Consider the following 22,028-nt stretch of genomic DNA (forward strand, 5'->3'; position numbering starts at 1 on the left):
GCTTGTCTCCGCAGGCCTATTCGGGTTGGGAGGCGCCACGGCGCTTGAACAGGCCGATCAGGGCGAGGCCGCCAATCGGCCAGAGGGACCAGAGCGCCCCTTGCCAGCTGAACAGGTTCACACAGAACAGAAATGCAGCGATGGTCCACATTTTCAGAGGCGCGCCCAGAAACTCTGACCGGCCCACAATCCTGTGCCCCTCGCGCAGGGCAATCACCGCAAACAGGGCCAGCATTGGCCAATGTGCCCAGATGCCGCGACCGGTGATCAGGTCGAGCACAAACAGCCCCGCGGCCACCATGCCCAGGCCACGGCTTGTGCCATCCAGCGGCAGGCGTCGTCCGCACAGTTTGTCGAGGCCGCGCAGGGGGGCGGCCTGCGCTGAGCTTTGGTCTGGGCTGTCGGGCTCTGCGAAATCACGTTTGGGCGCACCGGAAAAGGGATCCGGTTCCTGCCAGACCTGCGCGGTGCGGCTGTGGCGTGGCGCGCCGAGCGAGATGCGATAGACGGGAATGTCTTCGGTCAGATTGCGCGGACGGCGGTCGCCGAGATACTCAAAGCCGATGGTGAGTTTGTTTTTGACGTGGTCGTAGACCTGCTGCGTGATCAAAACGCCGCCGGGCTCTGCCATGGTTTGCAGGCGGGCGGCGAGGTTGACGCCTTCGCCAATCAGGTCGTCACCGTCGCAGATCACATCACCGAGGTTGACGCCGATACGGAACGACAGGGCGCTGTCCTTGGCAGCCAGTTCCTGCTGCACCTCGATGGCGCATTGCACCGCCTCGACCACCGAGGGAAAATCCGCGATCAGCCCGTCGCCGGCGGTATTGGCCACCCGGCCGCCGTGACGCTCGATCAGTTTGAAGAACACATCCCTTGCGGCTTGCAGCTCGGTAAAGGTACCAACCTCATCCGCTGTCATGGCCGTGCTGAACTGTTCTGCGTCCGCAGCGAGAATCGTCGTCAGCTTTCGGGTGATCCGGTCACGCATCAGGTTGGGCCTAGGATAAGGAGTCGCCTTAAAGTGGGCCTTTGAGGGCTGGCTTGCAAGAGGCATGAATTGCTCTTGTTGACGCAGGGTGACATCAGGCCACAGCGATCTACCGGTCGATACAGGCGCGTCCCTGTGACCGGGAGGACAGGGCAGGGGCCTTGTGGAGGCTACGGGCGGCGCAGGTGCTTGCTTTCGACGCCTCGTATGGTAGCAGGACATCAAAGCGAGACGTGAGGGGCCGTCATGGACGATCTTAAAGAAAAATACCTCGGCCAGATCGCCGAAGCCACAGATGAAAACGCGCTGGAGGCCGTGCGCCTTGCGGCTGTCGGCAAGAAGGGCGAAGTGGCCCTGAAGATGCGCGAGCTGGGCAAGATGACGCCGGAGGAACGCCAGGTGGCGGGCCCGGCGCTGAACGCGCTGAAAGACGAGATCAACTCGGCGCTGGCCGCCAAGAAGGCCGCCTTGGGCGATGCGGCGCTGGATGAGCGTCTGCGCTCAGAATGGCTCGATGTGACGCTGCCGACGCGCCCGCGCGGCCAGGGCTCGATCCACCCGATATCGCAGGCCTCCGAAGAGCTGACTGCGATCTTTGCCGAAATGGGCTTTTCCGTTGCCGAAGGGCCGCGGGTGGACACCGACTGGTACAACTTCGACGCGCTGAACATCCCCGGCCACCACCCCGCCCGCGCTGAGATGGACACCTTCTACATGCACCGCGCCGAGGGCGATGATCGCCCGCCGCATGTGCTGCGCACCCACACCAGCCCGGTGCAGATCCGTTCGATGGAGAAGATGGGCGCGCCGCTGCGCATCATCTGTCCGGGCGGCGTCTATCGCGCCGACTACGACCAGACCCACACGCCGATGTTCCATCAGGTTGAGGGGCTTGCGCTGGATGAGAACATCTCGATGGCCAACCTCAAGTGGGTGCTGGAGGAGTTCGTCAAAAGCTTCTTCGAGGTGGAGAGCGTCGATCTGCGCTTCCGCGCCTCGCATTTCCCCTTCACCGAGCCGTCGGCCGAAGTCGACATTCGCTGCAGCTGGGACAATGGCCAGCTGAAGATCGGCGAGGGCGACGACTGGATGGAGATCCTCGGCTCCGGCATGGTGCACCCGAAGGTGATTGCCGCCGGTGGCATCGACCCCGAAAAGTACCAGGGCTTTGCCTTTGGCATCGGTATCGACCGTCTGGCGATGCTGAAATACGGCATCCCCGACCTGCGTGCCTTCTTCGACAGCGATCTGCGCTGGCTGCGCCACTACGGCTTCAGCTGCCTTGACGTGCCGACGCTGCACGGGGGCCTGAGCCGCTAAAGGCTGCATCCGGTTTACATTGCATTTCTGAACAACCCGCCTCTTACAGGCGGGTTTTCTATTTGGGCTGATCGGGTGACTTGGCGCATTCGCGAGGGGCTATTGTTGCCGTGGCCCAATGTCAGACCGCTTGCAATCATCTCCTGCGTCGCTAGCTTCCGCACCGGACCCCAAAAGCCGGAGAACACACATGCTCTTTGACCGCGACCACCAACATGGCGGCCTTGCCAAACGCCGCCGCTATGCCCGGTTCGAGATCGCCTATACGCTGGCGGATTTCGGTGCCGCCTTCAGCTTTGTGATCGGCTCCATCTTCTTTTTCTCCGAGCGACTGATGACCGCAGGCACCTGGCTGTTCCTCATCGGCTCGATCCTCTTTGCCGCCAAACCCAGCATCCGCCTGATCCGGGAGATAAAGCTCGCGGCCATGGGCGAGGATGAGGAACTCGCGGAGCGCTATGAGCGATAAGCCTCCCACAAACATGTGAGATGACAGGCGCGCTGCGATGGCTAGGCTCCGGATTATGCTGCGTCTTGTTCTCTGTGGTCTCGCCCTCCTGTTCCTTGCGCTGCCGCTGCACGCCGAGATGGCGGCCGAGCGCTGTCGTCTTGATGTGCCCTGCACGCTGGGGCAGCGCTCTTATCACGTCATGGAGCCCGACGGTTGGGATGGCGAGACGCCGCTGGTGGTGCTGATGCATTTTCACGGCTGGGCGCGCACCGGGGTGCATGCGCAAAACAGCGACCGGATCGGTGCCTCCACCCGGCGGCGGGGCGTGTTGCTGGTCACCCCGAACGGGCGGCGCAAAACCTGGGATTTCTGGCGCGCGGGCAGCGAAGATGTGGGCTTTGGCGATCAGGTACTGGCGGATGTCCTGGCGCGCTATCCGGTGGATGCGCAGCAGATCTATGTCTCTGGGTATTCCTATGGGGCGGCGATGGCTTGGCGCTATGCCTGCGAGAGCGGCAATGACCTTGCGGCGCTGCTGGCGGTCGCCGGCAGTATCGACCAGCGCGAGACCTGCGCCGAAGCGCCACCGGTGGTGCGCCATGTGCATGGGCTGTCCGACACGGTGATGGAGTTCCCAATGGGGTCGGGCGGTGACACCACCTATCCGGTGGCGCTGTGGCGGGCGCGGCTGGGCTGTGCTGCCGGGCTCGGGCAGGGCAATTGGCAGCTGCGCAGCTTCCTCACCTTTACGCGTACCAGTTGGGACTGCGCCAAGGGGGCGGTGACGCTGGACCTGCATCCGGGCGGGCATTTTGTGCCGCACGGCTGGATCGGTCGGCAGCTGGACGAGCTGATGGGGCGTGCCCCGTCCTACCCCTGAGGGCTGTCGCGATGGCGGGCAGGAGCCGCCTGTCGGCAGGGGATCCGCTTGCGCGCGGCGGCAATCGCGCCGCAGTTGCCGGTCATGGTCCCGCTCCGGTGCGCCAAGGCTTGAACCCGGGGGCAATCTTTGTCATTGCCATGGGCAAACCTGATGACTTTGCCAAAGGGCGCTGACCGATGAAATTCACTCTCTCCTGGCTCAAGGACCACCTCGACACCGACGCAAGCGTTGAGGAGATCACCGAGACCCTGACCGACCTCGGGCTGGAGGTCGAGGAGGTCGTGAACCCCGCCGACGCCCTCAAGGCCTTTACCCTGGCCAAGGTGGTGGGCGCCGAGCAGCATCCCGACGCGGACCGTCTGCGCGTCTGCCGGGTGATGACCGACGAGGGCGAAAAGCAGATCGTCTGCGGCGCGCCCAACGCGCGAGAAGGCATCACCGTGGTGCTGTGCAAGCCGGGCGATTATGTGCCGGGGCTGGATTTCACCCTCTCCGTGGGCAAAATCCGCGGTGTTGAGAGCCATGGCATGATGGCATCGTGGAAAGAGCTGATGCTGGGCGAGGATCACGACGGCATCGTCGAGCTGCCTTCGGGCGAGGTCGGCGAGCGGCTGGTAGACTGGCTGGCGGAGAATGACGCCGCCAAGGTCGACCCGATGATCGAGATCGCGATCACCCCGAACCGTCCCGACGCGCTGGGTGTGTTCGGCATTGCCCGTGACCTTGCGGCGCGCGGTCTGGGCACGCTGAAGACCCGCGATTACATGCCTGTTGAGGGGCAGTACGACAGCCCGATCAAGGTCTCCATCGATGACGATACCCTGGATGGTTGCCCGCTGTTCACGGGCCGCATGATCCGTGGCGTTCAGAACGGCCCCTCGCCGAAATGGCTGCAGGATCGGCTGAATGCCATCGGCCTGCGTCCGATCTCGGCGCTGGTGGATATCACCAACTTCTTCACCTTCGACCAGAACCGGCCCCTGCACGTCTTTGATGCGGCAAAGGTCACCGGCAACCTGCGCATCCATCGGGCCGAGGGCGGCGAGGAGCTGCTGGCACTGGACGAGAAAACCTACACGATGCAGCCGGGCCAGATGGTCATCTCTGATGACAATGGTGCCGAGAGCATCGCAGGTATCATGGGCGGCGAAGAAACCGGCTGCACCGAGGAGACCGTGGATGTCTTCCTCGAAAGCGCGTTCTGGGATCACGTTCAGATCGCCACCACTGGCCGTGCGCTGAAGGTCAATTCCGATGCGCGCTACCGCTTCGAGCGTGGCGTCGACCCGGAGTACACCTACGAGGGGCTGGAGCGCGCAACGCAGATGATCCTCGATCTCTGCGGTGGTGAGCCGTCGAATGTGGTCGCTGCAGGCGATGTACCGGATCATTCTCGCAGCTACCGGCTGAACGCCGAACGCGTGCAGTCGCTGGTGGGCATGGACATTCCCGAAAGCGAGCAGCGCCAGACCCTGACCCGACTTGGTTTTCGCCTTGAGGGCAATATGGCACATGTGCCGAGCTGGCGCCCCGATGTGCAGGGCGAGGCGGATCTGGTCGAGGAAGTCGCCCGCATTGCTTCGCTGACCAAGCTGGAGGGCAAGCCGCTGCCGCGTCTGACCGCAGGCATTCCGGCGCCGGTGATGACACCGCAGCAGCGCCGCCTGCAGATGGCGCGCCGCACGGCGGCCTCGCTCGGCTACAACGAGGTGGTGAGCTATACCTTCATAGACAAGGCCGCAGCGGGTCTGTTTGGCGGCGGCACCGACGCCACCATGCTGGCCAACCCGATCTCCTCGGAGATGTCGCATCTGCGCCCGGACCTGCTGCCCGGTCTGTTGCAGGCGGCAGCGCGCAATCAGGCGCGCGGGTTTGCCGATGTATCGCTGTTCGAGGTCGGACCTGCCTTCACCGGTGGCGAGCCGGGCGAAGAGCGCATCCAGATCGCGGGCCTGCTGGTGAACCGCAACGGGCCCAAGGACGTGCATGGCGAGTCGCGCAACTGGGACGTCTATGATGCCAAGGCCGATGCCGAGGCGGTGCTGGCCGCGATCGGCGCACCGGCCAAGGTGCAGGTCCTGCGCAAGGGCGAGGCCTGGTGGCATCCGGGCCGTCATGGTCGCATCTGTCTGGGGCCGAAGAAAACGCTGGGCGTCTTTGGCGAACTGCACCCCAAGGTACTGGCCGAACTGGGCATCAAGGGCACTGCCGTGGCCTTCACCATCTATCCGGACGAGATCCCGCTGCCGCGCAAATCCAGCGCCAGCCGCAGCGCGCTGGCGATCAGCGATCTGCAGGCGGTGGAGCGGGACTTTGCCTTTGTGGTGGATGCGGATGTGGAGGCACTGACGCTGGTCAATGCCGCTGCCGGTGCCGACAAGGTGCTGATCAACGATGTGCGGGTCTTTGACGAGTTCATCGGCGGCGCGCTGGGCGAGGGCAAGAAATCTCTGGCCATCGCGGTGCGGCTGCAGCCCACGGACAAGACCCTGACCGAAAAGGACATCGAGGCGGTGAGCGAGAAGATCGTCACCAAGGTGACCAAGGCCACCGGCGGCACCCTGCGCGGTTGATCGCGCGCTTGCACGTCTAAATATATTGAAGGAACGCGCCCTGTTATGGGGCGCGTTTTTCGTTTTGCGGGTGCGCGGGGCCAGCCCTTCGCGCGCTGCGCCATTTTGGGGCAAGAGAAAGCCTGTCAGCTTTGATTGCTCAGCGCTTCGGCCAGGTGATCGAACACCAGACGGATCTTGCGGCTGGTATGCACTTCGCGGTGGGTGGTGAGCCAGAACGGAAACCGCAGTATATCGACCCAGGGCAGGACCCGCTCGATGCCTGCAGTCTGTTCGGCGACCTTTGTGTACATCGGCGCGATGCCAAAGCCACTGCGGACCAGCTCCCAGGCGACCAGACCATTGCGGGAGCCGATGTGGAACTGTTCGGGGGTGATCTCCAGGTTCAGGCCTTGTGCATAGGCGATCATCTCGGCGTTGTCGCCAAATCCGACAAAGTCATGACCGGGCAGGTCCGCCGGTGCCTGCGGGCGGCCGCGCCGGTCGAGATAGCTGCTGGCGGCATAGAAATGCGCGTTACCCTCATGCACCAGCCGGGCGATCAGGTCGGGCTGGTCGGGGCGGACATGGCGAATGGCGATATCGGCCTCGCGTTTCATCAGGTCGCGGATGTCATTGGTGGCCACCATGTCGACCTTCAGATTGGGCGCAATCCGGCGCAGGTGGTGCAGCACCGGCGGCAGCACATGGGCGGAGAGAATGTCGCTGGCGGTGATCCGCACCGTGCCCTCGATGGCGTTGGCCTGACCGCTGGCGGACAGGGTCAACGCGGTGGCAGCCTTGCCCATCTGGCGGCCCTGATCCAGCAACTGCTGTCCCGCCTGGGTAAGCACCAGCGCGCGGCCCACACGTTCGAACAGCATCACGCCCAGCTCTGTCTCCAGCGCCGCGACCTGCCGTGACAGGGTGGGTTGGGTGAGGCCGAGACTGCGGGCGGCGGCGGAAAGAGACCCCTCTTCGGCGGTGGCGAGGAAGGCGCGGATGTGATTCCAATCGGGTGAGGGCGGGCTGTCCATGCAAATATGTATATAAGCCTTGCGTATTTCCGCAATTCTTATGGCATTCCCGCATGTGTATTTTGGCGGCAGCCGCAGGAGAGATGCCATGACCAATGAGGCCCAGTTCTGGGACAAGATCGCCGCCAAATATGCCGCCAGCCCGATCAAGGATGAGGCAGCCTATCAGATCACGCTGGAGCGCACGGCCAGCTATCTGCAACCGGATCAGGAGGCGCTGGAGCTGGGCTGTGGCACCGGCAACACGGCAGTGAAATTAGCGCCACATCTGGGTCGGTTGGTGGCAACCGATCTGTCGCAGAAGATGCTCGACTTCGGCGCCCGGCGGGCGCAGGAGGCCGGGGTCACCAATCTAGAGCTGGTGCAGGCAGAGCCGATGACGGCGCCGGAGGGGCCGTTTGACGTGGTGCTGGCGTTCAATCTGTTTCACCTGCTGGGAGACCTGGACGCCAACCTGCATGCGGCTGCAATGCGGCTGCGTCCCGGTGGGCTGTTCATTTCCAAGACGGTCTGCATGCAAGATATCCGCAGCCCCCTGAAGCGCCTGCTGATCCGCGGTATGATCCCATTGATGCGTCTTGTGGGCAAAGCACCGGACGTGGTGCATTTCATGTCGGTGGCCGATTGGCAGGCCCGGATCGAGGCCGCGGGCTTTGAGATCATCGAAACAGGCAGCTATCCGGTTGATCTGCCCAATCGTTTTGTTGTGGCGCGCAAGCGCTGACGGGGTTGGCCCCGGGTGCGCAAGCGGCTAGGTCTTGGCCCGAACCCATGGCTCCCGCAGGGGGCAAGGCAGGAGGACCAAGCATGACCCTATCCGTTTATCTTTCCGGCGAGATCCACACAGACTGGCGCGAGCAGATCATCGAAGGCGCGCGCGATCTCAATCTGCGCTTTGATAGCCCGGTGACCGATCACGATGCCTCTGACGATTGCGGCGTGACGATCCTCGGGGCCGAGGACAACAAGTTCTGGCACGACCACAAGGGCGCCAAGCTGAACGCCATCCGCACCCGCAAGGGCATCGAGGACGCCGATGTGGTGGTGGTGCGTTTTGGTGAGAAATACAAACAGTGGAACGCGGCCTTTGATGCGGGCTATGCCGCTGCGCTGGGCAAGTCGATCATCGTGCTGAACCCGCCAGAGCACCAGCACGCGCTGAAAGAGGTGCACGCGGCGGCACTGGCGGTGGCTGAAGAGCCGCGTCAGGTGGTGGAAATCCTGACCTATGTGCTGACGGGCAAGCTGCCTGCATGACGCCGGTTGTGCTGGAGAGCGACCGTCTGATCCTGCGCCCGCATGAGGTGCAGGATTTCGACGATCTCGCGCGCATGTGGGCGGAACCGGAGGTGGTGCGCTACATTACGGGCACCCCATCGACCGAGGAGGCCAGCTGGGCACGCCTGATGAAATATATCGGTCATTGGCAGATGCTCGGCTTTGGCTATTGGGCGGTGATCCTGCGCGACACTGGCGCATATGCCGGCGATGTCGGGTTTGCCGACTACAAACGTGCGTTAAAGCCCAGCCTCGATGGCGTTCCCGAGGCCGGCTGGGTGTTGTCACCTGAGGTGCATGGACGCGGTGTCGCCACCGAGGCGGTTGCCCGCATACATGCCTGGGCGGATGAGCATCCGACGTGGCACCGCACATGTTGTATCTTTGATCCTGAACATCACGTGTCACAGAAGGTGGCGCTGCGGTTGGGGTATCGTCCAGAAGAGGCGCTTGGTCTCTATAACGACATGCCGACCCGGATCATGTATCGCGATATAAAGCGCTGAACGAAGGGATGGCGGGGGACGGTTTCGACAGTTTCCCGCACATCTATTCCGGCGCAGAAAGCGGGGGTGCCGAGGTCTGCAGCCACGCTTTCTTAATAAATCAAACGGATAGTTGATGCTTGGATCGCACCTTGAGTGTGATGTCTTTTTCCTGAACATTAACGTATGCCAATGCCGCCAGATATCCCTAGAATAGATCGCCGCGCGCGCGGTGCAGTTGCCCCGGAATATGAGGACAGCGGCCTTTTCAAGGGCGGTGTGATTCAGGTGCAGTTGGCGCTTGTGCCGGTGTTTGGGACCACCTCACGTGGGGATTGCTCCGCGCGCGGGTTCAACGCGGACGGTACGGAGGTGACGGTCGTCTTTGCCGGTCGTCGTCGGCCCCACTTCCAGGCGCTCTATACACAGCTGCGCTACATGTACGCGCAGGCCCAGCACAAGGATGCGCTCCTGGGGGTGAAAATGCGCGATATCAATTCGATCCAGCTGCCGGTGCAATGCGAGGGATCATGGCGTGCGCAACGGGAGCAGGACGAGCAGGGGCAAGAGCAGCGCAGTCTGCATTTCATGGTAGCCCGCTGGGCCTTCCAGGCGCATGATGGCCAGACGCTGAAATTCGGCACCGCTCCGTTGTTGAGCAGCAAGCCGCAGGGCACGACCGAGGCGAAACGCGACAGGCCATTGTCCTATTCCGATGTGTCCCCCGCCGGCAGGCAGGGGACCGTGTTTGGACGCTGAGACCCGGTCGGCTCAGCCTTCTTTCTGGATTTCCACGCTATGCGGATAGGGGATGGAGATACCTTCGGCGTCGAACGCTTCTTTTACGCCCTGGATCATCGCCCATTTCAGCTCCCAGTAGTCACCGGCAGTGCACCACAGGCGGGTCGAAATATCGACCGAACTGTCGCCGAGGTTGGTCACCCGCACCCAGGGTTCGGGGTTCGACAGCACGCGGCCATCGGCCTCGGCCAGCCGCAGGATGATCGCCTTGGCCTTCTCAATGTCGTCGCCATAGTCGATGCCATAGGTGATATCGAGCCGCCGGGTATCATGCGCCGAGTAGTTGGTGATGATGGTGCCCCAGGCCTGACCGTTGGGAACAATGATCTGCACATTGTCCGGGGTCACCAGTTCGGTGACGAAGAGGTTCAGGTCCTTGACCGTTCCGGAGGTGCCACCGATGTCGACAAACTGGCCGAGCTTGTAGGGGCGGAACAGGATCAGCATGAAACCGGCAGCGATGTCGCTGAGAGTGCCCTGCAACGCCAGGCCAATAGCGAGGGTCGCAGCGCCGAGCATTGCGACGAGGCTTGTGGCCTCGATGCCAAAGATGCCAAGTACGGCGACCAGAACGATTGCCAGCAGAACCCAGCGCACCAGGCTTGCGACAAAGTTGCCCAGTGTTTCGTCGATCTGCGGTGTCTTGTTGATGCGGGTGCGCACCGCGCTTGAAATCAGGCCTGCGGCGATCCAGCCGAGCACCAGAACGATCAGCGCCTTTGTGCCGCTGACGACCAGTGGCCAATATGCGCCAGCCTGTTCGATTACATTTTCCATGTCAGTCCCCACGTTTCTCGTAGATCGCCGTGCAGGCCGGGGAATGCTCCGGCAAGGCACGGGGAGTGTTCGTCTTGGTGGGCAGAGGCTCTGCCCGTTTTGCCTCTCCTTAGTGCGTCAGTCTGCCGCGCGGAATCGAGAGGTTTTTAACGAAAACATAGGGGAATTTATCGAACGTGACCGCCAAACAGCGGTGTAGGGCGCAAAACGCGGCCCCCATGTCGAGGGCCGCGCTGAAAGATCGGACCTTAGGCGGCGTCGCGAAGGGCAAGTGTCGGCGACAACACATCGAGGCCCAGTGCCTTGCCAACGGCGTAGTAGGTCAGCTTGCCCGCGTGCACGTTGAGCCCGTTGAGCAGGTGCGGATCATCTGCGCAGGCCTGTTTCCATCCCTTGTCCGCCAAGGCGAGCAGGAATGGCAGCGTCGCATTGCCAAGCGCCTGCGTCGACGTGCGCGCCACCGCACCCGGCATATTCGCCACGCAATAGTGCATGATGCCGTCGACCTCGTAGATCGGGTCGGCATGGGTGGTCGCGCGGGAGGTCTCGAAACAGCCGCCCTGGTCGATGGCCACATCCACCAGCGCCGCGCCCGGTTTCATCGCGGCAAGATCTGCGCGGGAAATCAGCTTGGGCGCGGCCGCGCCGGGGATCAGCACCGCCCCGATCACCATGTCGGCTTCCTGGATCAGCTCTGCCGTGGCACCGGCAGTGGAGTAGCGATTCTTGAACGTGCCGCCAAAAACGTCATCAAGATACTTGAGCCGGGGGAGGGAGCGGTCGAGAACGGTCACATCCGCACCCATTCCGGCGGCAATCTTGGCAGCATGGGTGCCAACGACGCCACCGCCCACAACGACGACTTTGGCCGGGGCTACGCCGGGCACGCCGCCCATCAGCACCCCGCGGCCCCCATTGGCCTTTTGCAGCGTCCAGGCACCGACCTGCGGGGCCAGACGGCCCGCGACTTCGGACATCGGCGACAGCAGCGGCAGGCCGCCGCGATCATCGGTCACGGTTTCATAGGCAATCGCTGTGCATCTCGACGCCAGCAGGTCGTGGGTCTGATCCGGGTCGGGCGCGAGGTGCAGATAGGTGAACAGAAGCTGCCCCTCGCGCAGCATCTTGCGTTCACCGGACTGCGGCTCCTTTACCTTCACGATCATGTCGGCGCTGGCGAAGATCTCCTCGGCGGTGTCGATGATGACGGCACCGGCAGCGGTGTAATCGTCGTCCGGGAAACCGGCGCCAAGGCCTGCTCCCTTCTGGATCAACACCTGATGGCCGTGGGCGCAGGCTTCCCGCGCGGCATCGGGCGTCATGCCGACGCGAAATTCCTGGGGTTTGATCTCCGTGGGGCATCCGATTTTCATGGGGTCTCCTCCGTTCCCTTTGGGGCAAAGTGTCGCAGTGTGCGGTTCAAAGGTGCTGCTTTTTTGAGCGCTTTGAAAAGGTGACATTCGAAGTATCTTCGAATATGAGTGACGCTTACGCAAGAAAAGGTAGGTCATTTGGCGCTAGATCAATTGGATCGTCGAATCATGGCGGTCCTGCAGAAGCAGGGCAGGATGTCCAACGCCGAGCTGAGCGAGACCGTGAACCTCTCGGCCTCTGCCTGCCACCGGCGTGTTCAGCGTCTGGAGAGTGACGGCTATATTCGCAACTACGTGGCGTTGCTGGATGCGCGCAAGCTGGGCGTGCCAACCACGGTTTTTGTGGAGATCACCCTGCAGACCCAGGCCGATGAGGTGCTGGACGCGTTTGAAAAGGCGGTCGCGCGCATCCCGGATGTGCTGGAATGCCACCTGATGGCGGGCACTGCGGATTACATCCTGAAGGTGGTGGCAGAGAATACCGATGACTTTGCCCGCATCCATCGTCAGCACCTGACCCGCCTGCCGGGTGTTGCTCAGATGCAGTCGAGCTTCGCCCTGCGCACCGTGTTCAAGACCACCGCACTGCCGGTCACCTGACCTTGCCGGTGGAGCGGTGATTGGCTACAATTTTTGGCTAAGAGACTGCGGCTGAGCCCGCCTATTTTCTGTCCGATGCTCGTTTTGGCGTCGAATTGTCAGGGAGGAGAGAAATTCCTCGGCCCTGATCGGCGTTTTTCGACCATCACGACGCCATCTGACACCAAAGGATTACATGCCGCCATTATGCGGTGACATAACCCTGTTGCATGAATAAGGAGATACAGTGTGAGCAGCGATCAGGAAAATACATCCTTCGAATGGCTGGAAGCCGAGCTGCAGGACACGCTGGACGAGGATTTCGAAATCGAATTTGCCGAGCCCATGCTGTCCATGGAGCTGCGCAAGATCTACCGCGCCCAACATCCGGAGATGCTCGACCGCAAGGTCTACTTCCGCAACCTGCTGCGGTTGCAGGCAGAGTTGATCAAGGTGCAGGACTGGGTGCAGCACACCGGTGCCAAGGTCTGCATCCTGTTCGAGGGCCGCGACAGTGCCGGCAAGGGCGGTGTCATCAAACGCATCACCCAGCGGCTGAACCCGCGGGTGGCCCGGGTCGTGGCGCTGCCTGCACCAAGCCGCCGCGAGCAGAGCCAGTGGTATTTCCAGCGCTACGTGCCGCATCTGCCGGCGGCGGGCGAGATCGTGTTGTTTGATCGCTCTTGGTACAACCGTGCCGGAGTCGAGCGGGTGATGGGCTTTGCCGATGACGATCAGGTCGAACAGTTCTTTCAGGACGTTCCGGAATTTGAACGCATGCTGGTCCGTTCCGGCGTCATCCTGCTGAAATACTGGTTCTCGATCACCGACGAAGAGCAGCAGTTGCGATTCCTCATGCGCATCCACGATCCGATGAAACAGTGGAAACTGTCGCCGATGGATCTCGAAAGCCGCATCCGCTGGGAGCAATATACCAAGGCCAAGGAAGACATGTTCTTCCGCACCAATATCGATGAAGCACCCTGGTATATCGTCGAGGGCAACGACAAAAAGCGCGAACGCCTGAACTGTATCGAGCATTTGCTGACACGGATCCCCTATCACGACGTACCGAGCGAGAAGGTCACCTTGCCGGACCGGGAATATAACCCAAGCTACGAACGCCGGGTGCTGCCGGACGAGCTTTACGTGCCGAAGATCTACTGACCGGAGCAACCGCAGTCGCTTTCATCTTTTTCCAAATACCTCGGGGAGCGCGAGGGGCAGGGCCCCTCGCAAGGCCTCCAGCGGCAAACATCATGTTCTGGCAGACATGACAGGTCCGGACAAAATGAAACCCCCGGAGCGGAAGCCACGGGGGTTTTATTCTTAAACAGTATCCAGAAGCGACTGGAGACGGGCGAGGGGTCTTAGAGGAGACCTTCGCGCTGTGCTTTCTTGCGTGCCAGCTTGCGGGCACGGCGGATAGCTTCAGCTTTCTCGCGCGCTTTTTTCTCGGAGGGCTTCTCGAAATGTTGCTTGAGCTTCATTTCGCGGAAGACGCCTTCGCGCTGCAGCTTCTTCTTCAGGGCACGGAGCGCCTGGTCGACGTTGTTGTCGCGAACACTAACCTGCATGTGGTTTTCACCACCTTTCTAAGTTGAGTTGCAAGGATTTGCAGGAGGTGGCCGTATAGCAAGGCGGAACTAAATTGTCTAGTACTGGAGCCAACAAGACAGAGGAGCATGGGCGACATGGCGGAAAACCCAAGGGAATCTACGGATCAGGGGGCCGAATTACAGGATAGCCTGCTGGATGCAGCCTTGATGCATGTGGTGTTTGACGGCTGGAGCGCGGCGACTTGGGGGGCAGCCCTGGCTGATTCGGGTGTCGACCAGACGCTGGCGGAGGCGCTGTTCCCGCGCCGGGCGTTGGATCTTGCGGTGGCCTATCACAAGCGCGGTGACGCGCAGATGTTGCAGCGGCTTGCAGAGGCGGACCTTGGCAGTTTTCGCTTTCGCGACAAGGTGGCCGCCGCAGTGCGCTACCGGCTGGAGGTGGTTGGCGACAAGGAGGCGGTGCGCCGCGGCGCGACGCTGTTTGCCATGCCGCAGCATGCTGCCGAGGGCACCCGGCTGATATGGGGCACGGCGGATGCGATCTGGACCGCGCTGGGCGATACCTCCGAGGATGTGAACTGGTACACCAAGCGGGCAACCTTGTCGGGCGTCTATTCCTCCACCGTGCTGTTCTGGCTTGGCGATGACAGCCCGGAGCATCAGGCAACCTGGGACTTCCTCGACCGGCGCATCGACAATGTGATGCAGGTTGAGACCTTGAAGGCCAGCGTCAACAAGAACCCGCTGCTGAAACCGCTGCTGGCGGGGCCGAACTGGCTGATGAGCCACATTCGCGCCCCCAAGAGCCGTGAGGATCTTCCCGGTCGCTGGTCGCCCCGCGCCGACCGTTGAGCAGCCCGGCGGACGTCGCATTCGCGGGGCGTTGCGGATGTGGTGCTGCTTGGCCAATGGACGCCCGGGTGTTAGCTGTCGTGACAACTGCGACGAAAGGATAGACCCGATGCCCACAGCCCTTCCCGAGACCATGCGCGCCGTCGAGATTTCCGAACATGGCGCGCCGGATGTTCTGAAACCGGTGGAGCGCCCGGTGCCCGAGGCCCGGCATGGCGAGGTGGTGATCCGGGTGGCTTATGCCGGCGTCAACCGCCCCGATGCGCTGCAGCGCGCGGGGGCCTATGCGCCGCCCAAGGGGGCAAGTGATCTGCCGGGGCTGGAAGCCTCTGGCGAGATCGTCGCCATCGGCGCGGGCGTTACCGGCTGGAGCCCTGGCGACCTCGTCTGTGCCCTGCTGCCCGGTGGTGGCTACGCCGACTATGTCGCCACGCCTGCCGCCCACTGCCTGCCGATCCCCCAAGGGCTCGGCCTGAAACAGGCCGCCTGCCTGCCGGAGACCTGCTTCACCGTCTGGTCCAATGTGGTGACACGCGGCGGGCTGACGGCGGGAGAGCGGTTCCTGGTGCATGGCGGCTCCTCCGGGATTGGCACCACCGCGATCCAGCTGGCCTCGGCGCTTGGCGCGCGGGTCTATGCAACCGCAGGCTCGGACGACAAATGCGCCGCCTGCGTGGGGCTCGGCGCGGAGGTCGCGATCAATTATCGTGACGAGGATTTCGTTGAAATCCTGAAGGCGGATGGCGGTGCCAATCTGATCCTCGACATGGTGGGTGGAGACTATATTCCCCGCAACATCAGGGCATTGGCGGATGATGGGCGATTGGTGCACATCGCCTTCTTGCAAGGTCCGAAGGCGGAGCTGAACTTTGCCCAGATCATGGCGCGCCGACTGACGGTGACGGGCTCTACCCTGCGACCGCAGAGCGATCTGGCCAAGGCGCGGATTGCGCGGGATCTGGCGGAGGCGGTCTGGCCGCTGATCGAGGCGGGCAAGCTGCGGCCCGTGATGGATTCGACCTTCCCGCTGTCGGAGGCGGCGGCGGCGCATGCGCGGATGGAAGGCTCCACCCATATCGGGAAGATCGTGCTGGAAGTGGGCGGCGAGAGCTGACCCACCCGCCCGGGGGCAGTCCCAGCGCCGCATTCTGGCGTCGGGGCTGTCTTGCGGGTTTATGTCACCGCGCGGCGATAGAAATGCCAAGTGGCGTGGCCGAGCACGGGCACCACAAAGATCAGCCCGGCGAATAGGGGTAGCGAGCCGATGAGCAGCGCCGCCCCGACCAGCAGCCCCCAGCACAGGCAGACAAAGCGGTTCTTGCGCATCACTTCGAGCGAGGTGGCCACGGCAACCGGCAGGCCAACGTGACGATCCAGCAGCAGCGGAAAAGACACGATGCTGATCGCAAGCGCTGCATAGGCCAGGATCGCGCCGGTTGTGGTGCCGATGATCATCATCGTCCAGCCCGGCCCGGTGGTGAACACGTCGGTCACAAAGCTACTGAGGGATGATGGGGCGTCGGGGCCCAGCGTGGCGGCAAAGATGGCCTGTGCCACCATGATCCAGATGACGAAGAGCGCCGCGAGGTAGAAGGCCAGCATCAGGATGGATGCAAAGGCGGGAGAGCGCAGGACGGCAAAGGCCGACATCCAGCTCGCGCTCTCGCCCGCTTCGCGGCGGCGGGACATTTCATAAAGGCCGATGGCGGCGGCAGGGCCGACGATCGCAAAGCCCATCACCATGGGCAGCAGTAGTGGCAGCACCGCAAGGTGAAAGCCGCTCATGATCATGGCGATGCCAATCAGCGGGTAGATAAAGACAAGGAACATCGCATCCGACCGCGCCGCCTTGAAATCCTGCCAGCCATCGCGCAGGGCTGCGGAAATGTCGCTGAGGTCAAGTGTGCGGACCTGTGGCGTTGCACTGTCCTCGCTGCGTATCTCGTCAATGGCATCGGCTGTGCCGTGGCTGGCGGATCGCAGCGACTGAAACACCCAGCTTGCCGGGTTTCCGATGGTCTTAGGGGCGACTTCTGACATGGCTTGGCTCCTCCTGTGGCTCGCCGGGGCGTGCCGCGCGGAACAGCAGGGTCAAAGCCGGGACCGGTGGCCAAGAGCTTGCGGACATGGCGCATCGGGTCTCGGTCGGTCCCGGTGGGGTTCCCCACGATTGGGCCTTCGCGCGGCATGTCGTGCGATCAGCGTAACACGCCCGGACGTGTTTGTCTGTCACAGTTGCGGGAGCGCAGGTGAGCGGGGGGCCTAGCGCACCGGCTCGAAGACCGCATCCTTGAGCGTGCAATCGCGGATGGTATCGCGACCACAGGGCACCGGGGTCAGGTCGCGGGACAGGCAGACACGCGCCTCCTGAATGAAACCGTCACGGCAGGTGATGGTCAGGCTGTCGCGAGAGAGCTGCGGGTTGGCTTTCAGGAAGGCCTCTTCCACAACGGATGCCGGGAGTTTCACCGGCTTGTCCAGACGGCGGAAAATCTCTGGCCGGGTGATGCTTTGATAGGCGGTGCGCGAGAGGTCATAGTAGCTACGGGCCGACAGGCCGGAACAGGTGCCGTGCTTTTTCCACTGATGCCAGGCCAGGCCGGAGGTGCCCATGATATCGCCCATCTTGCTTGTCTGGCGACGGGTCGGCGGCGTTTCGGTGGTGCGGCAGTAGCTGGGCCAGCCCTGGTGAAACTGGGGCCAGAGCCCGTGCAGGGTCCAGCCGTAGTCATGCCGTGAATCGCATTGCTCGGAGCCCTTTGCATCGCCCTCGGTTGCACACCAGTTGGGCGACCAGCTGAGTGCCATGACATAGTAGTCGAACACGCCCGCTCGCTCGCCATCGGCCCGCGCAGGCGTGGTCAACAGGGCAAAAGCTGCCAAAATAGTGAAGAAATGCCCGCGCATTCGCCTCTTTCCTTATGGTTTCAAGGCGACTATATAGACCTGAAGTTCCCCGACAACGGAAACCCGCCCCGAAGATCCGGGGAAGCCGATTTAAGGCGACGGGAGAGGTTTATCCGCGAGATGTCCGGTTTGGGGACAGACGTGTTTAAAGGAGTAGAGCACATGGCAAAACCGTTGATGGCCAAGGCGACCGCCGTGTGGCTGGTGGACAATACCACGATCAGCTTCAAGCAGATCGCCGATTTTGTTGGCATGCATGAGCTGGAAATTCAGGGCATCGCGGATGGCGATGTGGCCTCTGGTGTGAAGGGGTTTGACCCGGTTGCCAACAGCCAGCTGACGCAGGACGAGATCGCGACCGCCGAGAACAATCCGCTGCACAAGCTGAAGCTGAAGTTCAACGCCGCCGCCGCAGGCGAGGAAAAGCGCCGCGGACCGCGCTATACGCCGCTGTCCAAGCGCCAAGACCGCCCGAACTCGATCCTTTGGCTGGTGAAGTTCCACCCGGAACTGGCCGATGCCCAGATTGCAAAGCTGGTGGGCACCACCAAGCCGACGATCCAGTCGATTCGTGAGCGCACCCACTGGAACATCTCCAACATGGAGCCGATCGATCCGGTCGCGCTGGGCCTGTGCAAGCAGTCCGAGCTGGATGCCGCCGTGCAGAAGGCCGCCCAGAAACGCGCGGCCGAAGGTGGCGTGATGAGCGACGACGAACGTCGCAAGCTGGTGTCTACCGAGCAGTCGCTGGAGATGGACGCAGAGCCGAAGATGCCCACCGCGATCGAAGGTCTGGAGACCTTTACCCTCGGCTCGTCCGAGGAGAAGAAGGAAGAGCCGATCCCGGATGCGGACAGCTTCTTCAACCTGCCCTCCGGTGGGGATGAGGATGACGAGGACGACGATAGCGACGATCCGCGCTACTAAAGACCGCGCGCGTCAGGCCTCGCCCCGCGTGGGGCCGGGCCAGACAAAACTTGATGTGAAGCGCCGCAGAGCCTCCGGGCCTGCGGCGTTTTTTTGGCTCTTGTCAATTCCTGACTGAATAAGTAGGAAAAGGCACCCAGCCTCCCCGGCGCCATGCAGCGACGGATCTGCCCGGTTTTGATGTGAACACGCTGCCCGTGCCGGATACGCATTGCGGGCGGGGAAGGTAGACAGAGGGCACAGCTATGACACTGCAGGTTTCGATCACCCCCGAGCTGGCGCAAGCGCCTTTGGTAACATTTGGTTTTGACAGCTTTGAGGTGCGGCTGGTGTCGGTGATGCGCCACTTCGTGACCGCCGCAAATGCACCCGGCAGCCAGGCGTGGCATCGCGGCTTTGTCATCGCGGCGGAAAACTGGGGCGAGACACATGGGCTGGCGGTGGCGCATGCGCTCTGGCCCGTGGTGCGCGAGGTGCTGGTGCTGCGGCAGGGGGATTTTGCCTTCAACGATCCGCTGGACCTCGATACGCGGGATTTGCTGACTGCGGATGAGGCGCAGTTCATTGCGATGCTGCATCATATGCGCCGCGATGAGACCGGCAAGGCACGTGATGCGGTTGATGCGCTGACGCGAGGGCAGATGGACCCGGAGCTGATCCGCGCCGGGCTGTCCTTTGCCGATCGGTTCCCCTCCGGCGCGCGGCATCGTTTGCGCGGAACGCCAAGCCTGCGTGTGGTGCAATAGAGACGTCTGCTCGCTGATAGCGCATGACATTGGTGGATTTGCGGCGGGCGGGCATGAAAGCGGCCTCAGCAGCCTTGCACGACCGGGGCGCGGGTAGTAGGCATTTCGCCAACGCAAGTCCCGGGAGGCGTTGAGAATGGACGATCCAAAAACCCTGGTTTCCACCGACTGGCTGGCCGCGCATCTGAAGGATCCCGATCTTCGGATTCTGGATGCATCCTGGTACCTGCCGCAGATGGAACGTGATGCAAAGGCCGAGTATGAGGCCGGACATATTCCTGGCGCACGCTTCTTCGACATAGATGACATTTCCGACCATCGGTCGGACCTGCCGCATATGGCTCCGCCCGTGGAGAAATTCATGTCGCGCCTGCGCGCCTTGGGTGTCGGCGACGGGCATCAGGTGGTGATTTATGACGGCGCGGGCCTGTTTTCGGCGGCGCGCGTCTGGTGGCTGTTCCGCCTTATGGGGCAGCTTAATGTTGCGGTGCTGGATGGCGGTCTGCCGAAATGGAAGGCCGAAGAGCGTCCGTTGGAAGACCTGCCGCCGGTGATCCGCGACCGCCACATGACGGTGCGGGTGCAGAACCAGCTCGTGCGTGACGTGACGCAGGTGTCCTCTGCCGCCAAGCTTGGCGATCACGAGATCATCGACGCCCGTGCAGCCGAGCGGTTCCGCGGCGACGCACCAGAGCCCCGTCCGGGCATGCGAGCGGGTCATATTCCCGGCTCGAAGAACGTGCCCTTCACCACGCTTTTGAACGACAATGGCACCATGAAAGCCCCGGACGCGCTGCGCGCGATCTTTGAGGGCGCCGGTGTCGACCTTGGCAAACCTGCCATCACCTCTTGCGGATCGGGGGTCACGGCTGCCGTGCTGAGCCTCGCCATGGAGCGCATGGGCAAGCACGACCACGCGCTCTATGACGGATCCTGGTCCGAATGGGGCGCCTTTCCGACCCTTCCCGTTGCAACCGGAGACAACTAAGACATGTTCGAGAACCTGAAACCCCAGCCTGCCGACAAAATTCTGGCGCTGATGCAGATGTACCGTGATGACCCGCGGGAACAGAAGGTCGATCTGGGTGTGGGGGTCTACAAGAACGCCGAGGGCGTGACCCCGGTGATGCGCTCGGTCAAAGTCGCCGAACAACGGATCATCGACGAGCAGGCCACCAAGGCCTACACGGGTCTGGCCGGAGATCCTGCCTATGCAGATGCGATGATCGATCTGATCCTCGGCAACGCAGTGGAGCGCGACAAGATTGCCGCCGCTGCCACCCCCGGCGGGACCGGCGCCGTCCGTCAGGCGTTTGAGCTGATCAAGATGGCCAACCCCGGTGCGCGAGTCTTCGTGTCTGATCCGACCTGGCCGAACCACGTGTCGATCCTGAAATACGTTGGCATCGAGGCCGTGGTTTACCGCTATTTTGATGCCAGCACTGGCGCGGTGAACTTCGATGGCATGTTGGAAGATCTGAAGGGTGCCAAGGAAGGCGATGTGGTGCTGCTGCACGGTTGCTGCCACAACCCAACGGGCGCCAATCTGAACAGCACGCAGTGGCAGGCTGTGGTCGAATTGCTCAACGAACGTGGCCTGATCCCAATGGTCGACATCGCCTATCAGGGCTTTGGCGATGGTCTGGAAGAAGACGCCGCGGGCGTGCGTCTAGTGGCGTCCTCTGTGCCGGAGTGCCTGATTGCGGCGAGCTGTTCGAAGAACTTCGGCATCTATCGCGAACGCACGGGCCTGTTGATGGCGATTAGCCAGCAGGGGGATGCGGAAGGTCTGAACCAGAAGACACTGGCCTATCTGAACCGCCAGAACTACTCCTTCCCGCCCGATCACGGCGCTCGTGTGGTGACCACGATCCTGAATGATCCAGAGCTGCGCGCGGACTGGAAACAGGAGCTGGAGGAAACCCGTCTGGGCATGCTGGCCCTGCGTCAGCAATTGGCGGATGAGCTGCAGCGCCTGTCCGGATCCGACCGGTTTGGCTTTATCGCCGAGCACCGTGGCATGTTCTCGCTGCTGGGCACCACGCCCGAGTTGGTGGAAAAGATGCGCGTGGATGCGGGTATTTACATGGTGGGCGACAGCCGGTTGAACATCGCTGGTTTGAACGCGCAATCGGTTCCGGTGCTGGCCAAGGCAATCATTGACGCAGGCGTCTGAACCTGACCCTTACGACTGTGTATGGAGAGCGCGTCCCGATTGGGGCGCGTTTTCTTTTTGCGACGGGGGACCTCCCGCCCGTCCCGCCTGCATTGAAAATGCAGGCGCGCCCGTTGGGCCGGGCGCCGCTGCGCGGCGCAAAGGAAAGAAAAGGATCTGCTGAGAAGCGGTTCAGGGGCAGGTCTGCCCTGAACGCGCCTTGTCGAGTCTGGGGCGCGGTCCATCCGCGCCTCAAGGGTAAACCGCGCGTGCCGCGCGGCGGCGGGGCCGCCCTTGACCCGCGGCTGCACCTGGGGTGCACCGCGTGAGCGGTGCGCGGCCCAACGCCTGAAGG

General features: G+C 62.6%; 24 protein-coding genes. 17 read left to right on the plus strand and 7 right to left on the minus strand.

The genetic code is table 11. The annotated features are described in order from the left end of the window. Positions 1-16 precede the first annotated feature (16 nt). Positions 17-991, minus strand: a complete 975-nt coding sequence (locus tag R0J92_RS13200) for an adenylate/guanylate cyclase domain-containing protein (RefSeq protein ID WP_411051998.1) — start codon at positions 989-991, stop codon at positions 17-19. A gap of 246 nt (positions 992-1,237) precedes the next feature. Between R0J92_RS13200 and pheS the strand changes: the two genes are divergently transcribed. The 5 genes from pheS (at position 1,238) to pheT (ending at position 6,218) form a co-directional block, all read left to right on the plus strand. Next, the gene (gene pheS, locus R0J92_RS13205) at positions 1,238-2,311 is read left to right on the plus strand and encodes a phenylalanine--tRNA ligase subunit alpha (RefSeq protein ID WP_411051999.1); all 1,074 of its coding nucleotides are present in this window, start codon (positions 1,238-1,240) and stop codon (positions 2,309-2,311) included. A gap of 190 nt (positions 2,312-2,501) precedes the next feature. Then, positions 2,502-2,780: a YrhK family protein gene (locus R0J92_RS13210; RefSeq protein ID WP_106164180.1), complete on the plus strand. Its 279-nt coding sequence runs from the start codon at positions 2,502-2,504 to the stop codon at positions 2,778-2,780. Positions 2,781-2,835: 55 nt separating this feature from the next. Then, positions 2,836-3,642, plus strand: coding sequence for an alpha/beta hydrolase family esterase (locus R0J92_RS13215; protein ID WP_411052000.1), 807 nt, complete (start codon positions 2,836-2,838; stop codon positions 3,640-3,642). Positions 3,643-3,653: 11 nt separating this feature from the next. After that, positions 3,654-3,818 carry a hypothetical protein gene (locus R0J92_RS13220; RefSeq protein ID WP_411052001.1) on the plus strand — a complete coding sequence of 55 codons (165 nt, stop codon included), beginning with the start codon at positions 3,654-3,656 and terminating at the stop codon, positions 3,816-3,818. A 3-nt stretch (positions 3,819-3,821) separates the two neighbouring features. Further along, on the plus strand, positions 3,822-6,218 hold the full coding sequence (gene pheT / locus R0J92_RS13225; protein WP_411052002.1) for a phenylalanine--tRNA ligase subunit beta: 2,397 nt from the start codon (positions 3,822-3,824) through the stop codon (positions 6,216-6,218). Between the two features lie 125 nt (positions 6,219-6,343). Here pheT and R0J92_RS13230 read toward each other — a convergent pair whose 3' ends face one another. Beyond that, positions 6,344-7,234 carry a LysR family transcriptional regulator gene (locus R0J92_RS13230; RefSeq protein ID WP_106164182.1) on the minus strand — a complete coding sequence of 297 codons (891 nt, stop codon included), beginning with the start codon at positions 7,232-7,234 and terminating at the stop codon, positions 6,344-6,346. Between the two features lie 88 nt (positions 7,235-7,322). Between R0J92_RS13230 and R0J92_RS13235 the strand changes: the two genes are divergently transcribed. From R0J92_RS13235 to R0J92_RS13250, 4 genes are all read left to right on the plus strand, one after another. Beyond that, positions 7,323-7,958, plus strand: coding sequence for a class I SAM-dependent methyltransferase (locus tag R0J92_RS13235; RefSeq protein ID WP_411052003.1), 636 nt, complete (start codon positions 7,323-7,325; stop codon positions 7,956-7,958). Positions 7,959-8,041: 83 nt separating this feature from the next. Beyond that, entirely contained in the window at positions 8,042-8,491 is a 450-nt protein-coding gene (locus R0J92_RS13240) for a YtoQ family protein (RefSeq protein ID WP_106164184.1), read from the plus strand. Beyond that, positions 8,488-9,018: a GNAT family N-acetyltransferase gene (locus tag R0J92_RS13245; RefSeq protein ID WP_106164185.1), complete on the plus strand. Its 531-nt coding sequence runs from the start codon at positions 8,488-8,490 to the stop codon at positions 9,016-9,018. The genes R0J92_RS13240 and R0J92_RS13245 overlap by 4 nt, the downstream gene beginning before the upstream one ends. Positions 9,019-9,189: 171 nt before the next feature. After that, entirely contained in the window at positions 9,190-9,756 is a 567-nt protein-coding gene (locus R0J92_RS13250; RefSeq protein WP_411052004.1) for a hypothetical protein, read from the plus strand. A 12-nt stretch (positions 9,757-9,768) separates the two neighbouring features. Here R0J92_RS13250 and R0J92_RS13255 read toward each other — a convergent pair whose 3' ends face one another. After that, complete coding sequence (locus R0J92_RS13255; protein WP_317385190.1) at positions 9,769-10,575, minus strand: mechanosensitive ion channel family protein; 807 nt, start codon at positions 10,573-10,575, stop codon at positions 9,769-9,771. Between the two features lie 248 nt (positions 10,576-10,823). Then, positions 10,824-11,948: an alanine dehydrogenase gene (ald, locus tag R0J92_RS13260; RefSeq protein ID WP_411052005.1), complete on the minus strand. Its 1,125-nt coding sequence runs from the start codon at positions 11,946-11,948 to the stop codon at positions 10,824-10,826. A gap of 138 nt (positions 11,949-12,086) precedes the next feature. On the opposite strand from ald, the gene R0J92_RS13265 reads away from it, so the two are divergent. Next, positions 12,087-12,548: an Lrp/AsnC family transcriptional regulator gene (locus R0J92_RS13265; protein WP_106164188.1), complete on the plus strand. Its 462-nt coding sequence runs from the start codon at positions 12,087-12,089 to the stop codon at positions 12,546-12,548. Between the two features lie 228 nt (positions 12,549-12,776). After that, a complete protein-coding gene (gene ppk2 / locus R0J92_RS13270; protein ID WP_106164189.1) occupies positions 12,777-13,694 on the plus strand; it encodes a polyphosphate kinase 2 in 918 nt (305 codons plus the stop codon). A gap of 203 nt (positions 13,695-13,897) precedes the next feature. On the opposite strand, the gene rpsU is transcribed toward ppk2, so the two are convergent. Further along, positions 13,898-14,104 (minus strand): 30S ribosomal protein S21, encoded by a 207-nt coding sequence (gene rpsU, locus R0J92_RS13275; protein WP_005614280.1) that lies wholly within the window; start codon positions 14,102-14,104, stop codon positions 13,898-13,900. Positions 14,105-14,221: 117 nt separating this feature from the next. On the opposite strand from rpsU, the gene R0J92_RS13280 reads away from it, so the two are divergent. Together R0J92_RS13280 and R0J92_RS13285 are read left to right on the plus strand one after the other, a co-directional pair. Then, on the plus strand, positions 14,222-14,938 hold the full coding sequence (locus R0J92_RS13280; protein WP_411052006.1) for a COQ9 family protein: 717 nt from the start codon (positions 14,222-14,224) through the stop codon (positions 14,936-14,938). A gap of 109 nt (positions 14,939-15,047) precedes the next feature. Next, positions 15,048-16,052, plus strand: a complete 1,005-nt coding sequence (locus R0J92_RS13285; protein WP_411052007.1) for an NAD(P)H-quinone oxidoreductase — start codon at positions 15,048-15,050, stop codon at positions 16,050-16,052. A gap of 59 nt (positions 16,053-16,111) precedes the next feature. On the opposite strand, the gene R0J92_RS13290 is transcribed toward R0J92_RS13285, so the two are convergent. Both R0J92_RS13290 and R0J92_RS13295 read right to left on the minus strand, forming a co-directional pair. After that, the gene (locus R0J92_RS13290; RefSeq protein WP_411052008.1) at positions 16,112-16,978 is read right to left on the minus strand and encodes a DUF2189 domain-containing protein; all 867 of its coding nucleotides are present in this window, start codon (positions 16,976-16,978) and stop codon (positions 16,112-16,114) included. A gap of 222 nt (positions 16,979-17,200) precedes the next feature. After that, a complete protein-coding gene (locus R0J92_RS13295) occupies positions 17,201-17,845 on the minus strand; it encodes a ribonuclease T2 family protein (RefSeq protein ID WP_411052009.1) in 645 nt (214 codons plus the stop codon). Between the two features lie 162 nt (positions 17,846-18,007). Here R0J92_RS13295 and R0J92_RS13300 point away from each other — a divergent pair, with 162 nt between their 5' ends. The 4 genes from R0J92_RS13300 (at position 18,008) to R0J92_RS13315 (ending at position 21,694) form a co-directional block, all read left to right on the plus strand. Next, positions 18,008-18,772, plus strand: coding sequence for a DUF1013 domain-containing protein (locus R0J92_RS13300; RefSeq protein ID WP_106164193.1), 765 nt, complete (start codon positions 18,008-18,010; stop codon positions 18,770-18,772). 245 nt (positions 18,773-19,017) lie between these two features. Beyond that, on the plus strand, positions 19,018-19,518 hold the full coding sequence (locus tag R0J92_RS13305; protein ID WP_411052010.1) for a hypothetical protein: 501 nt from the start codon (positions 19,018-19,020) through the stop codon (positions 19,516-19,518). A gap of 136 nt (positions 19,519-19,654) precedes the next feature. After that, positions 19,655-20,506, plus strand: a complete 852-nt coding sequence (sseA, locus tag R0J92_RS13310) for a 3-mercaptopyruvate sulfurtransferase (RefSeq protein ID WP_411052011.1) — start codon at positions 19,655-19,657, stop codon at positions 20,504-20,506. Positions 20,507-20,509: 3 nt separating this feature from the next. Further along, a complete protein-coding gene (locus tag R0J92_RS13315; RefSeq protein WP_411052012.1) occupies positions 20,510-21,694 on the plus strand; it encodes an aromatic amino acid transaminase in 1,185 nt (394 codons plus the stop codon). Positions 21,695-22,028: the final 334 nt, after the last annotated feature.

The sequence above is a fragment of the Tritonibacter sp. SIMBA_163 genome (assembly GCF_046535935.1).
GTDB classification, from domain to species: domain Bacteria; phylum Pseudomonadota; class Alphaproteobacteria; order Rhodobacterales; family Rhodobacteraceae; genus Epibacterium; species Epibacterium scottomollicae.

What these genes read in the sequence shown, in the direction of transcription:
- R0J92_RS13200 (WP_411051998.1), bottom strand. Translation starts at nt 991, where the DNA reads ATGCGTGACCGGATCACCCGAAAGCTGACGACGATTCTCGCTGCGGAC.
- pheS (WP_411051999.1), top strand. Translation starts at nt 1,238, where the DNA reads ATGGACGATCTTAAAGAAAAATACCTCGGCCAGATCGCCGAAGCCACA.
- R0J92_RS13210 (WP_106164180.1), top strand. Translation starts at nt 2,502, where the DNA reads ATGCTCTTTGACCGCGACCACCAACATGGCGGCCTTGCCAAACGCCGC.
- R0J92_RS13215 (WP_411052000.1), top strand. Translation starts at nt 2,836, where the DNA reads ATGCTGCGTCTTGTTCTCTGTGGTCTCGCCCTCCTGTTCCTTGCGCTG.
- R0J92_RS13220 (WP_411052001.1), top strand. Translation starts at nt 3,654, where the DNA reads ATGGCGGGCAGGAGCCGCCTGTCGGCAGGGGATCCGCTTGCGCGCGGC.
- pheT (WP_411052002.1), top strand. Translation starts at nt 3,822, where the DNA reads ATGAAATTCACTCTCTCCTGGCTCAAGGACCACCTCGACACCGACGCA.
- R0J92_RS13230 (WP_106164182.1), bottom strand. Translation starts at nt 7,234, where the DNA reads ATGGACAGCCCGCCCTCACCCGATTGGAATCACATCCGCGCCTTCCTC.
- R0J92_RS13235 (WP_411052003.1), top strand. Translation starts at nt 7,323, where the DNA reads ATGACCAATGAGGCCCAGTTCTGGGACAAGATCGCCGCCAAATATGCC.
- R0J92_RS13240 (WP_106164184.1), top strand. Translation starts at nt 8,042, where the DNA reads ATGACCCTATCCGTTTATCTTTCCGGCGAGATCCACACAGACTGGCGC.
- R0J92_RS13245 (WP_106164185.1), top strand. Translation starts at nt 8,488, where the DNA reads ATGACGCCGGTTGTGCTGGAGAGCGACCGTCTGATCCTGCGCCCGCAT.
- R0J92_RS13250 (WP_411052004.1), top strand. Translation starts at nt 9,190, where the DNA reads ATGCCGCCAGATATCCCTAGAATAGATCGCCGCGCGCGCGGTGCAGTT.
- R0J92_RS13255 (WP_317385190.1), bottom strand. Translation starts at nt 10,575, where the DNA reads ATGGAAAATGTAATCGAACAGGCTGGCGCATATTGGCCACTGGTCGTC.
- ald (WP_411052005.1), bottom strand. Translation starts at nt 11,948, where the DNA reads ATGAAAATCGGATGCCCCACGGAGATCAAACCCCAGGAATTTCGCGTC.
- rpsU (WP_005614280.1), bottom strand. Translation starts at nt 14,104, where the DNA reads ATGCAGGTTAGTGTTCGCGACAACAACGTCGACCAGGCGCTCCGTGCC.
- R0J92_RS13280 (WP_411052006.1), top strand. Translation starts at nt 14,222, where the DNA reads ATGGCGGAAAACCCAAGGGAATCTACGGATCAGGGGGCCGAATTACAG.
- R0J92_RS13285 (WP_411052007.1), top strand. Translation starts at nt 15,048, where the DNA reads ATGCCCACAGCCCTTCCCGAGACCATGCGCGCCGTCGAGATTTCCGAA.
- R0J92_RS13290 (WP_411052008.1), bottom strand. Translation starts at nt 16,978, where the DNA reads ATGTCAGAAGTCGCCCCTAAGACCATCGGAAACCCGGCAAGCTGGGTG.
- R0J92_RS13295 (WP_411052009.1), bottom strand. Translation starts at nt 17,845, where the DNA reads ATGCGCGGGCATTTCTTCACTATTTTGGCAGCTTTTGCCCTGTTGACC.
- R0J92_RS13300 (WP_106164193.1), top strand. Translation starts at nt 18,008, where the DNA reads ATGGCAAAACCGTTGATGGCCAAGGCGACCGCCGTGTGGCTGGTGGAC.
- R0J92_RS13305 (WP_411052010.1), top strand. Translation starts at nt 19,018, where the DNA reads ATGACACTGCAGGTTTCGATCACCCCCGAGCTGGCGCAAGCGCCTTTG.
- sseA (WP_411052011.1), top strand. Translation starts at nt 19,655, where the DNA reads ATGGACGATCCAAAAACCCTGGTTTCCACCGACTGGCTGGCCGCGCAT.
- R0J92_RS13315 (WP_411052012.1), top strand. Translation starts at nt 20,510, where the DNA reads ATGTTCGAGAACCTGAAACCCCAGCCTGCCGACAAAATTCTGGCGCTG.